The organism is Bacteroides propionicifaciens DSM 19291 = JCM 14649 (genome assembly GCF_000375405.1).
In the GTDB taxonomy this organism is placed as follows: domain Bacteria; phylum Bacteroidota; class Bacteroidia; order Bacteroidales; family Bacteroidaceae; genus Bacteroides_E; species Bacteroides_E propionicifaciens.
In genome coordinates, this window is sequence record NZ_AQWS01000031.1 from 1 (window position 1) to 12264 (window position 12264).

Annotated in this window: 11 protein-coding genes and 1 tRNA gene; 1 reads left to right on the forward strand and 11 read right to left on the reverse strand. The window is 37.7% G+C overall.

The features are described from left to right. Positions 1–403: 403 nt before the first annotated feature. The 5 genes from B091_RS0109460 to bamJ all read right to left on the reverse strand — a co-directional run bounded on the left by B091_RS0109460 (position 404) and on the right by bamJ (position 2948). A tRNA-Ile gene (locus B091_RS0109460) sits at positions 404–480 on the reverse strand. 82 nt (positions 481–562) lie between these two features. Then, complete coding sequence (locus B091_RS0109465) at positions 563–874, reverse strand: DUF4491 family protein (protein WP_025069414.1); 312 nt, start codon at positions 872–874, stop codon at positions 563–565. Between the two features lie 7 nt (positions 875–881). Beyond that, positions 882–1346 (reverse strand): Lrp/AsnC family transcriptional regulator, encoded by a 465-nt coding sequence (locus B091_RS0109470; protein ID WP_018109763.1) that lies wholly within the window; start codon positions 1344–1346, stop codon positions 882–884. Between the two features lie 148 nt (positions 1347–1494). Next, positions 1495–2352 carry an FKBP-type peptidyl-prolyl cis-trans isomerase gene (locus B091_RS0109475; RefSeq protein ID WP_018109764.1) on the reverse strand — a complete coding sequence of 286 codons (858 nt, stop codon included), beginning with the start codon at positions 2350–2352 and terminating at the stop codon, positions 1495–1497. Between the two features lie 8 nt (positions 2353–2360). Next, a complete protein-coding gene (gene bamJ / locus B091_RS0109480; protein WP_018109765.1) occupies positions 2361–2948 on the reverse strand; it encodes a BamJ family beta-barrel-assembly machinery protein in 588 nt (195 codons plus the stop codon). 175 nt (positions 2949–3123) lie between these two features. On the opposite strand from bamJ, the gene B091_RS0109485 reads away from it, so the two are divergent. Then, positions 3124–3822 (forward strand): SIR2 family NAD-dependent protein deacylase, encoded by a 699-nt coding sequence (locus B091_RS0109485; protein WP_018109766.1) that lies wholly within the window; start codon positions 3124–3126, stop codon positions 3820–3822. Between the two features lie 7 nt (positions 3823–3829). Here the strand turns inward: B091_RS0109485 and B091_RS0109490 are convergent, their stop codons facing one another. The 6 genes from B091_RS0109490 to B091_RS0109515 form a co-directional block, all read right to left on the reverse strand. Beyond that, positions 3830–4573, reverse strand: a complete 744-nt coding sequence (locus tag B091_RS0109490; protein WP_018109767.1) for a glycosyltransferase family 2 protein — start codon at positions 4571–4573, stop codon at positions 3830–3832. Between the two features lie 3 nt (positions 4574–4576). Next, positions 4577–5830 (reverse strand): glycosyltransferase family 4 protein, encoded by a 1254-nt coding sequence (locus B091_RS0109495; RefSeq protein WP_018109768.1) that lies wholly within the window; start codon positions 5828–5830, stop codon positions 4577–4579. A gap of 63 nt (positions 5831–5893) precedes the next feature. Then, the gene (locus B091_RS0109500; protein ID WP_018109769.1) at positions 5894–7348 is read right to left on the reverse strand and encodes a lipopolysaccharide biosynthesis protein; all 1455 of its coding nucleotides are present in this window, start codon (positions 7346–7348) and stop codon (positions 5894–5896) included. Positions 7349–7407: 59 nt separating this feature from the next. Next, a complete protein-coding gene (gene metG / locus B091_RS0109505; protein ID WP_018109770.1) occupies positions 7408–9447 on the reverse strand; it encodes a methionine--tRNA ligase in 2040 nt (679 codons plus the stop codon). A 113-nt stretch (positions 9448–9560) separates the two neighbouring features. Then, positions 9561–11099: a YifB family Mg chelatase-like AAA ATPase gene (locus B091_RS0109510; protein ID WP_018109771.1), complete on the reverse strand. Its 1539-nt coding sequence runs from the start codon at positions 11097–11099 to the stop codon at positions 9561–9563. A gap of 30 nt (positions 11100–11129) precedes the next feature. Next, on the reverse strand, positions 11130–12149 hold the full coding sequence (locus B091_RS0109515) for a TlpA disulfide reductase family protein (protein WP_018109772.1): 1020 nt from the start codon (positions 12147–12149) through the stop codon (positions 11130–11132). Positions 12150–12264: the final 115 nt, after the last annotated feature.

A 12264-nucleotide genomic window follows, 5' to 3' on the forward strand; every position in this document is an offset into this window, starting at 1 on the left:
TTATGGTAATTTCGGGATAAAAGCCTTTAGATTGCAAATTAAGATGTCTTAAAGACTCAGGTATTTCATTATTCTCCTCTAAGGAGATTAAATAATAACTACCCATATCTGAAAAATCAATAATCTCAAAATACTCCAATAACCCTTTAGGTAGAAATAAAGAAAGTACTGCTTTGTAGTCGATGTGATGTTGTGGNCTCATGGAGCAAAAGTAATTACTATATCATTAACCATATGTTAAATCCCCAAGAATATGATATGATCCGGTTTTAGGGCTTTATCTAGGGATTGGTTGAAAATAAAAAAGAGCTTATGATTAATAACCACAAGCTCTTAAATGCTCAAAAAGATTTACTTTTTTACAAGAAAAAGAGAGCAGTAAAGATAAACTCTGCTGCTCTCTTGGTGGGCCATCTAGGGATTGAACCTAACACCTCCAGATTATGAGTCTGTTGCTCTAACCAACTGAGCTAATGGCCCCGGTACAATGCTTTTCGCCTGTAACGAGTGCAAAAATAGTATATTCTATTTAACTCTGCAAGGATTAGAAGACAAAATAATTCTAAAACTTGTATTTTCTATTTGGGTTTTTAGGGAACCATCCTTTTTTTACTCGATCCTCTTGTTCAAAGACCTCTTTGATGGTCCAAAATGAAGAGAATGCAAACACACCAAGTAGTGAAGATAGGATGATGCTATCAACAGCAAGTGAGGCTATAACACCTGCAATTCCAAGAATTAAAAATATCCACCACGATTTAGTACCCCAATAATACTCCGCTTTAACCACAATTGGATGGAAGAATCCGATAATGAGGAATGTGCAGATTCCAATAAATAAACCTGCTAGTTTATAGTCGTTTAAAAATTCGATCATAATTTTATTCAGTTACAATGATTGGGACTTCTTTCTTAATGCTTTGCTCCAGTGAAATCAGTGTTTCTGTAGCGATAACACCCTGAATTTGTTGCATTTTATTATTTAAGACGTCCATTAAGTGTTCGTTATCTCTTGCGTATACTTTGCTAAGCATGGTGTATGCTCCTGTTGTAAAGTGGCACTCTACAATTTCAGGTATATTCTTAAGTTCGGCTACCACAGCTTTATACATTGAGCCTCTTTCAAGTTTTATACCCACATAGGTACAGGTATTGTAGCCTAGTGTTTTGGGGTTGACATGATAGCCAGAACCAATGATAACGCCTACATCAATAAGTCGCTGTACTCTTTGGTGTATCGCAGCACGTGAAACACCACATTCAGCAGCGACATCTTTAAAAGGGATACGTGCGTTTTGTGAGATGATGTTCAATATTTGTCTATCAAGCTTGTCTATTTTTTCCATGATATTATGTTTTAAAGTGCTATATTTAATCAAAAGGTAAGCAAATATAACGATAAATTTTATTTTTCGCTTGAATTTTATTTAAAATGAAAAAGGAGGCTAGTCGTATGACTAACCTCCTTTCTATTTGTAAAGTAAGACTTGTAGCTTATTTAGCAATATCTAAAACTTCAATATCAAATACAAGAGTTGAATAAGGTTTGATTTTGTTACCAGCTGGCTGGCCACCATAACCCAATTCTTGAGGAATAAATACTTGGAACTTAGATCCTTTCTTCATTAGTTCAAGAGCTTCTTTAAAACCTTTAACAAGACCGTTTGTACCATTGAATTCAGCTGACTCGTTAGCATCAAACTCAGTTCCGTCGATAAGCGTACCTTTGTAGTTAAGTGTAATCTTGTCTGTTTCTTCAACTAGATCACCGTTACCTTCTTCGATAACTTTGTATTGAAGACCGCTAGCAGTAGTTACGATTCCGTCTTTTTGTGCGTTAGCAGTTAAGAAGTCTTCGTTCTCTTTTTTCGCAGAACCAAATTCTTTTTCTAGAACTTGAGCTTGAAGAGATTCAAGGTTTGCTTGTAGATATGTATTAGCATCTTCTATAGCTGGCTTGTTACCTTTAGCTAAGTCAATAAAAGCTTGTAAGAAGTTAGCGCTATTAAGGATTTTAGCATCTTCAGTATTGAACATTTGACGATCGATTTGCTCAACCATATCAGTTGCAAAGCTTTGACCTAGGTTAAGACCCATAGCATAAGCTTTATCCTTTTTAGAAGTTTTGTTAAAACCTTCTTTAGCACCTCTAATCATTTCGTCGATCAATGTGCTATCACCCAATTGCTCTGTAAGCATTGAACGAAGTTGTGGTGGAAAGTTGGCCATACCAATCGCATACGACACTGAGTCAGCCTTTGTTTGGAAACTAGCTTTTGTTGAGCTTGTTGAGCATGAGCTTAGGAAGCCAGCAGTAGCAAGTGTAAGAACTGCTAATTTTAAATTCTTCATAATGATATTTATTTTATAATTTCTAGTAATTCAACGTCAAAAATCAATGTACTGTATGGAGGGATAACATCGCCAGCACCATTTGCACCATAACCTAGTGCTGCAGGAATGTAAAGTCTCCATTTAGATCCTTCTGGCATTAGTTGTAGAGCCTCTACCCATCCTGGAATTACTTGGTTAACTCCGAAAGATGCAGGTTGTCCACGTTTGATAGAGCTATCAAAAACAGTACCATCAAGAAGTTGACCTTCGTAGTGGCACTGAACTTGATCTGTAGCTGATGGTTTTTGACCATTACCTTCAGTGATTATTTCGTATTGTAGACCACTGTCTAGAGTGATAACTCCTTCTTTATTTTTGTTTTCGTCGAAAAACACCTTTTCAGCTGCTTGAGTGTCAGCTGCTATTTTTTCTTGCATTTCGGCAAAACGAGCTTGTACTATGGTCTGAGCCTCTTGGTGTGATATTGCTAAGTCATTTTTTTCAAAAATATCTTTAATAGCTTGAGAGAAATCTTCAATAGAAATTCCACTCGCTCCCATACCAAGGAGATTTTGACCGATACCTAGGCCTAATGCGTAACTAAATTTGTCCATATTGTATATTCAAAAAGTCTTATAGAAAGTAATTGGTTTATCAATCAACTTTCAGTAAATTAGAAATTAAGATACAAATTTAGGCTTTTTGTTGTAATAGACCTATTTTTAAACCGTGTAAATGTGGTTGTTAATCGCTTAAAGTTTGAATTTCATTACTAATTTAACTTACGATATGTTGAAAAAGAATTTAGTCGTTTTGTCGGGTGCTGGAATGAGTGCAGAAAGTGGAATCGCTACTTTTCGTGACTCGGGTGGTTTATGGGATAAATACCCTGTAGAACAAGTCGCTACACCTGAGGGATATCACCGAAACCCCAAGCTTGTATTAGACTTTTACAATCAACGTAGGAGTGAGTTGGCTGGGGTTCAACCAAACCGTGGTCATGAGCTTTTGGCTGAATTAGAGAAAGACTTTAATATTACAATTATAACTCAAAATGTAGACAATCTACATGAGCGTGCAGGTAGTAGTCATATAATACATCTACATGGTGTTTTAACCAAGGCTTGTTCTACTAATAACCCTAATGATCCTCGTTACATTAAGGAGCTTAAAGAAACAGATAAAATAGAGTTGGGTGACTTGGCAGGCGATGGTTCTCAACTTCGTCCTTATATAGTCTGGTTTGGTGAAGCTGTTCCCGAAATTGATACAGCTTTACCTTATGTTCAAAAGGCTGATGTGTTTGTGATTATCGGTACCTCAATGAATGTTTATCCTGCTGCTGGGCTTTTGCACTATGTTCGTGAAGGTACTCCTATTTATCTTATTGATCCAAAGCAAGTTGCTGTAAATAATAAATCACTAAACCACATTCAGCTTGGCGCCTCTGAAGGGGTTAAAAGGTTGATTCAACTTCTATCAGAATAATTTGTCTTTACTGTTTAACTAGTGCTCGAATAGTAAATTTAATGTGATTGATTAATGTGCTGATTAATCCATAATGGTGGGTCATTATTTTAAATCTTTCGATTAGAGATGCTTTATGATTGGCTGTTGTGAGACCTTGATTTAAATAGTCAATCAATGTATCCTTAGTGTCGAACATAAAATTTGACTGCTTTAGGATCTGAATACACCAATCAAAATCTGCTGAATATCGGTAGTTTAAATCATAAAATGGAGCTAAGGTTCTAAGTGGCAAAAAGGCTTGGTGGCATATCACCATGCCTTTTTTAAAGCTTTTCCAAGTTAATTGTTTAGGGGCACTATGTCTTCGCATACGGATGAATTCACCTTTGTTGTCAACAATAGCAGTTTCACCATAAATCACATCAGGTTTTACTTTTAGCTCTTTAACTTGGTTAATGAGTAGCTTTAACGTATCGCATGAGTGGAATTTATCCCCTGCATTGAGAAAGCATAAATAATCTCCTGTGGCATATTTAATGGCTTTATTCATTGCATCGTAAAGCCCTTTGTCGGGTTCGCTAACCAATAGGCTAACAAAAGAAGCATACTGTTCAATAATTTCTAGTGTTCCGTCTTTTGATTTACCATCGATAATGATATACTCGTAATTTGATGAGCTTTGAAGGCTAACCGACTGTAACGTTCTTTCAATAGTCTCTTCGGCATTATAACATACCGTAATGATACTGATAAATGGAGGGTTATGCATGTGTTATTTTATGATGCTATTGTATAGTGAAATATATTTTTGGGCTACTTTGCTTTCAGAGAAATTGTCTACAACCTTTCTTCTAGCCTCTTGACTTAGAGCTGAGTCTTCATTATTTTCTAATACCCATTTCAGTCCTTGAGCCAGATCCGTACTTGATTTATACTTAGCAATATAACCGTTATGTAAATGATCAATTAGTTCGGGTATTCCACCAATCTCAAATCCGACACAAGGTACGCCACAAGCCATGGCCTCTACAATCGAGTTCGGTAGATTTTCTTCGAGTGAGGGGAGAACAAACAGATCAACTGCATTATAGAGTTGAATGATCTCTTTCTCGCTTTGGATATAGCCTAGAGAAAACGTTGGTAATGTAAACTTATCTTTAAGTAAATCGGAGTCTTCACCATAGAGAACTACTCCAATTGCAGTAGAAGAGGTTTGTCGTAACTCCAAGCAAGCGTTAATGAAGTAGTCAATTCCCTTTCGTTTATTTGTCGTTTTGGCAGCACCAAACAAAATTAACTTCATGTTCTTTGGTAGATTGAACTGTAACCTAGCATTTAATTTGCTGAGTGGTTGAAACAGGTTGATGTTAATCGGGTTCGGTATGTTTAGTACTGTTTGCTTGGCCGTTAAGGCACTATCTTTAGCTTTGAGCGTTAGCCATTGGCTACATCCAACAAAATTGATGGGCGTAGAGCTACTTGCATATATCGCTTTCTTTCTTTTAAAACACTTATATGAGAGGTCTTTTTTGCTCCACAATTTGCGTAGAAAAGGACAAGCCTTGCACTGGGTCATATATTTCACACAGCTTCTTGAGTGATGACAAATACCAGTGATTGGCCACATGTCGTGCATAGTCCAGACAATGGGTTTGCCTGAATTTATGATTTTTTGGAGTTCGGAAAGTGAAATAAAGCCCTGATTTATCCAGTGTAAGTGGACTATATCAGCATTTTTGAATTCTGGTAGATTTGTTATAGACGATCCTGTGTTGGCTATGGACACGGCAAATAGATTTTTTCTTGTGAATAAATTACTCATCCATATTTTAATACGTTCAGCTACGAAGTTATAGGCTAGTTTGGGCGATTGATGAACAGCTATTACATCGAAGTCATTGCTCGACTTATCGCGGACAAGCATTGTGACTTTGAGATGCTCTTTGTTTAGTGCATCAGTCAATCTTTTGGCAGCTATAGCAGCTCCACCTAACTGGTCAGATGTATTTAGAAATAATATATTCATAGCGAGTGGATCAAAAATAAGTTAGTGCTTAAAAACATTATACCGAAAAATCGTGAGTTTCTCTTATCGTTTAAAAATACTTTTTCGAATATATGCGTAACACTCTCGAAGTATGCTTGCACGGCATATTGCTAAAATAGTTAAGTATATGACTCCGACAATCAAAATCTTCAAAAATAACTTCAATAAGAGATTTGAATCAGAAGAAATAATGTAGTTACTAAGTAATATAGCGATAATAACGGTAAAGGCGTAGGGGATTATCTCTTTTAAAAATTCTCTTAACTTTAGTTTGATTTGTTTGCGCGCAAAGTTAAACCAAATTAGTGTGCCAATAATTTGAACTCCGACGGCCCCAATAATCATAGTCTGTATTCCTTTGGGGTAGAGTAATAGAGCTATGGCTACTTGTAAAAGTCCTATACTTATGGTTGTCCACATATAGTTAATTGATTTCCCTTGGCTAATAAGTAGGTTTCCAAACAGGTTGTTGATCGGAATAAAAGCACCACCTATACATAGTATTTGCAGAATAAATGCGCTGGGTAGCCATTTGTTAGTCAATGCAATTTCAATAAACTCGGGTGCAATATAGGCCAAGCCAAAGAGTAGTGGAAAAGACACAAATGCTGTAAATCTCATGAGCTTCAAAAAGACACGTTTCAATCTTTGAGTTTCAGACTCAACATTTCTGAGCACTGGCTGTGCTACTCCGTGAATCATTCCTGTGATGATAGAGCTTCCCATCAGATTCCATTTGTTGGATTGAGAGAAATAGCCCACCTCAACTTTATTATAGAGTCTACCAATTATGATATTAAAAATATGCTCATTAATGTGCGTAAAAATCTTCGTTATTAGGATAATACTGCTCATAGGGAGTAGTTCCCGTATCGTTGAAAACGAAAAATCAAAGCTCGGTCTCCATTGGCTAAAAATAAAGAATAGGAAATTTGTTGTGAGCACGTAAGTTAGATGTTGCGTAGCTAGACCCCAATAGGCATAGCCGTTATAAGCTAATGTTATTCCAACGATCCCTGAAGTTAATAATCCAATGAGTATCGACAGTGAGCGTTGTTTTACCATTAAGTGTTTAAATAGATAAGCGTTGTACGCAGTACCAAAACTAGACAAGAGAAACCCCAAGAAAAGGAATCTTGATAGCTTGGTTAGCTCTGACATGTGAAAGAAGTCTGCAATTAATGGAGCTGCAAAGTAAAGGATGACATAGAGAAATATGCCAACGCTGCTACTACACCAGAAGATGGCGTTGAAGTCTTTTACTGTTGCATCCTTTTTGTTGGCTATTGCTTGAGTAAAACCACTCTCTTGAAGGGTTGTAGCAATTAATGTAAAAATAGTAAGTACCCCAATAACACCATAGTCTGAAACACTCAGAATACGGCTCATCCAGATGCCAAAAAAGAGGTTAAGCAACTGTTGTAAGCCGTTACTGAAACCTCCCCACATTAATCCTTGTGCTGTTTTCTCTTTCAGCGATAAGTTTGTTTTTCTCATGTTGAAAATAAGAGCATTATCTTCTTGAGTGAACTCAAGAAGATAATGCTTTATGTTTTTTAGCCGATTTGGCTACCTGGCTTGACTTCAGAAATAGGTGAAACTAAGCTTAGGCTGCCATCACTGTTTTCTGCAGATAGAATCATGCCTTCAGAAACAATACCTTTAAGTTTTCGTGGTGGGAGGTTTGCAATAAAGCAAACTTGTTTACCTACGAGTTCTTCGGGTTTGTAAAACTTAGCGATACCCGAAACAATGGTTCTTGTTTCGAGCCCGTCTTCAATCTTAAACTGAAGTAACTTGTCAGCTTTCGGAACCTTAGTACATTCAAGAACTGTTCCTACTCTAAGGTCCATTTTTACGAATTCATCGAATGAAACATCCGATTTGATTGGGTTGGCCTTATAGTTAAGCTCTTCGTTTTCTAGTTTGATACGTTCTAGGCGATCTAGCTGCGCTTGAATAGCCTCGTCCTCAATCTTATCAAATAGAAGTTCAGACTTGTTTAACTGGTGGCCAGGTGTAAGAAGGTTACTTCTTCCTAGGTCATTCCAATCATAAGCTTCAATGCTAAGCATGTCTCTAAGCTTATTTGAGCTTTGCGGTAGGAATGGCTCAAATGCAATTGCTAGATTCGCTACAAGTTGCAGGCTAATGTTTAGAATAGTACCCACACGTTCCATATCAGTTTTAGCAAGCTTCCAAGGTTCTGTATCGGCTAAGTATTTGTTGCCAATACGTGCCAAGTTCATTGCCTCTTTTTGAGCTTCTCTAAACTTAAAGTGGTTTAGTAAATCTTCTAATCGAACTTTAACTTCTCTAAAGCTTTCAATTATCTCTTTGTCGTGATCGGTCAACTCTCCACATGAAGGGACCTTGCCATTAAAATACTTGTCGGTTAAAACCAATGCACGATTAACGAAGTTACCATATACAGCAACAAGCTCGTTGTTGTTGCGTGCTTGGAAGTCTTTCCACGTAAAATCATTGTCTTTTGTCTCTGGTGCATTTGCTGTAAGCACATAGCGTAATACGTCTTGTTTACCAGGAAAGTCTTCAAGGTATTCGTGTAGCCATACTGCCCAGTTTCTTGAGGTTGATATTTTATCACCTTCAAGGTTCAAGAATTCGTTACTAGGCACATTGTCGGGTAGGATATAGCTACCTTCTGCTTTGAGCATAGCAGGAAATACGATACAGTGGAATACGATATTATCTTTTCCTATAAAGTGGAGTAGTCGAGTGTCTTCATTTTTCCACCATTTCTCCCAGTCGTTTGGTAGTAATTCTTTAGTGTTTGAGATGTACCCAATTGGTGCATCGAACCAAACATAAAGTACTTTACCTTCAGCTCCTTCAACAGGTACTGGAATTCCCCAATTTAAGTCTCTACTTACGGCTCTAGGGTGTAGTCCCATGTCCAACCAACTCTTACATTGTCCATATACGTTGGGTCTCCACTCTTTGTGGTCGTTAAGAATCCACTGTTTTAACCAAGCTTCGTGTTGGTCTAGGGGTAGATACCAATGCTTAGTCTCTTTCATTACAGGCTCAGCACCCGAAATAGTACTCTTTGGGTGGATTAAATCCGTAGGACTTAGTGATGTTCCGCACTTTTCGCATTGGTCGCCATAGGCACCTTCAGCATGGCAGTGAGGACATTCGCCAGTAATGTATCTGTCAGCTAAAAATGTTTCAGCTTTTTCGTCGTAATATTGCTCAGAGACCTGCTCTATAAATTCTCCCTTGTCGTATAATTGACGGAAGAATTCTGAAGCGGTATCGTGATGCGTTTTAGATGTTGTACGGCCATAGAAATCGTAAGAAATCCCAAAGTCTATAAATGACTTTTTGATGATGCTGTGAAACTTGTCTACTACATCTTGGGGTGTTACACCTTCTTTTTTTGCACGGATGGTAATAGGTACTCCATGCTCATCAGAACCTCCAATGAAAAGCACCTCTTCCTTTTTAAGTCTGAGGTATCTTACGTAGATATCTGCGGGAATATATACTCCAGCCATATGTCCAATATGTACGGGGCCATTGGCGTAAGGCAATGCTGCTGTTACTGTGGTTCGTTTAAACTGTTTGTCCATTCTATCTTTCAAATTTTCGGAATGTATTATTTTATGCAAATATAACCACTTTTTCGCACTAAGTACGGGCTATAATATAAATTAATATTGTTGTATAGTGTGTGTTAGTCTGTTTACTTGGCCCAGTTGTCTCTATCTAGATTTCTGTAATTTATGGCTTCAGCTAAATGCTCCGGCTCAACAGTTATTTCGTTATCTAAGTCTGCTATGGTTCTCGCCACCTTTAAAATTCGATCATAAGCTCTAGCAGAGAGGTTTAGTTTTTCCATTGCTGACTTGAGAAGAGCTAAACCATCTTCGGAGGGTTGAGCATATTTTGCTAAGAGCTTGGGAGTCATTTGGGCATTGCAGAAAACTGATTCCTCATCTTTGTATCGCTCGGTTTGGATCTGCCTAGCTTTTAATACTCTTTCCTGTATTGCTGAGCTTGGTTCGGCAGGTCGTTTGTCGGAGATTTGATCAAATGAAACAGGGACAATCTCTATTTGTATATCTATTCGATCAAGTAGTGGGCCTGATACCTTGTTTAAGTATTTCTGAACTTGACTAGAGCTGCAGACACAAGGTTTGGTAGGGTGATTGTAGAATCCGCAAGGGCAGGGGTTCATCGAGGCGATAAGCATGAAGCTGGCTGGATATTCTATACTGTACCTTATTCTAGAGATGGTTATTTTACGGTCTTCGAGGGGTTGTCTGAGTACTTCAAGGACATTGCGTGTAAACTCAGGCAGCTCATCTAAGAAGAGTACACCGTGATGAGCAAGGCTTATCTCTCCTGGTTGTGGAAACATCCCTCCTCCAGCCATTGCTACGGTAGATATACTGTGGTGAGGAGATCGGAACGGTCTAGTATTTATTAGAGATGTATTTTGTGTTAGCTTGCCAGCAACCGAATGAATCTTGGTTGTTTCAAGACTTTCACCCAGTGATAGTGGAGGTAGTATTGAGGGAAGGCACTTGGCCATCATAGATTTCCCACTTCCTGGGGGGCCGACCATAATTAAATTATGACCTCCTGCTGCTGCGACTTCTAAGGCTCGTTTTACTGATTCCTGACCTTTGACTTGTGAAAAGTCATACTCAAAGTTTGATTGTTGTTGGTAAAATTCTTTCCGAGTATCCACAACTGTATTTTCGAGCTCCCTTTTTCCTAGAAAGAATTCTATAACCTCTTTTATATGAGCCACTCCATATACCTTGAGTTTATTGACTACTGCAGCTTCACGCGCATTTTGGATGGGGAGTATGAAGCCGTCTAAGTCTAGCTCTCGTGCTTTGATTGCCATTGGTAAAGCACCTTTTATGGGCTGAATCGAACCGTCGAGGCTAAGTTCACCCATAATGAGGTAGCGTTCAATTTTATCTAGACCAATTTCTTTTGTTGAGGCTAACATGCCAATGGCTAGTGGTAGGTCGTAAGCCGAACCTTCTTTACGAAGATCCGCTGGGGCCATATTGATAATGAGTTGTGTAGTAGGCAATTTGTAGCCTGAAACATCTAATGCGGATAATATGCGCTGGTGGCTCTCTTTTATTGTAGAGTCGGGTAGTCCTACAAGGTAAAACATACAGCCCCGAGAACTATTTACTTCAATAGTTATCAACGTTGCATCTACCCCTTGGACTGTTGCGCCAAAGGTTTTGATAAGCATATGTTTAGATTAGATTTAAGGGTAAGTTTTTTATTTGTTTTTTAATTCGTATTCAATAAGTGTTTTAAGTGAATCAATAGATACATCCCTAGCAACGATAATATCTGTTCTATCGACAAAAAATAGTGTTGGTAGTTTTGTTATGCCATAACGGTCTATGACTTGAGAATCCCACCCTGTCGGATCTGAAAGTATCGTCCAAGAGAGAGTGTCTGTTTTAATCGTATTTTTAAGTTGGGTAGTATCGGCATCTATACTGATTCCGACTATTGCTAAATCTTTTTTCCGTTTGTTGAACTTCTTATAAAGGGTGCGAAGTTCTTTATTCATCTGCTTGCTGCCTTCATCCCAAGATGCCCAGAAATAGAGTACTAATAATTTATTTTTGAAGTCTTTGCGATCGTGGAATTTACCTTTCATATCGGGTAAATTAAAAAATAAGAGTGAGCGCCCTTCTCTAGCTCTTTGCACCATGACTAGTTTATTGTTAATAGCCTCAATTGCTTGTCTATCTCTAAGAGAACCAGGTAACTCTTTTATAATATCTTCTATTTTGTCATATCTAGGAGAGTCTGTGTAGAGTAGGAAGTCTTCTATGGCAGCAATGTTTGTCAATGAAAATGGATTGCTCTTTATATGGTCTTTAATTGCTTTGATTGTATCGGGACTACTTTGAAGAGTTTGTGCTAGCTGATTATATTCTGTATGCATTTTATTACCAGATATTTCCAACAAAGTTGAATCAGAAGCTGATAGGCTTAATATTAGTTGATCATCTGGACTTATGAAAACTCGAGTTTCCTTAAATCTATCAGAATATATATAGCCTAAGATTGTTGTATCAAGTTCAAGTTGATGAACAAGTTTTCCACCTGATAAGACAATTGTGTCTTGCCTGTCATAAAAACGATCCGTACCATAAAAATATAGAGTGTCGTTTAGACTTCCTAAGTCACCAATTAGTGCTGTACCTTCAATTTTAGCCTCTTTATTACAAGCTGATAGTAGTACTACCGAGATGATAAAGAGATAATAACCTATCTTATTCATATGTGTTTAATCGGGTTCAATATCTGCGAAGATACAATTATTAAAATAAAAAAAGTGCGTTGCTATAGAGATTCTCTATAACAACGCACTTGGATTTTATTCTTTAAATAAGGGT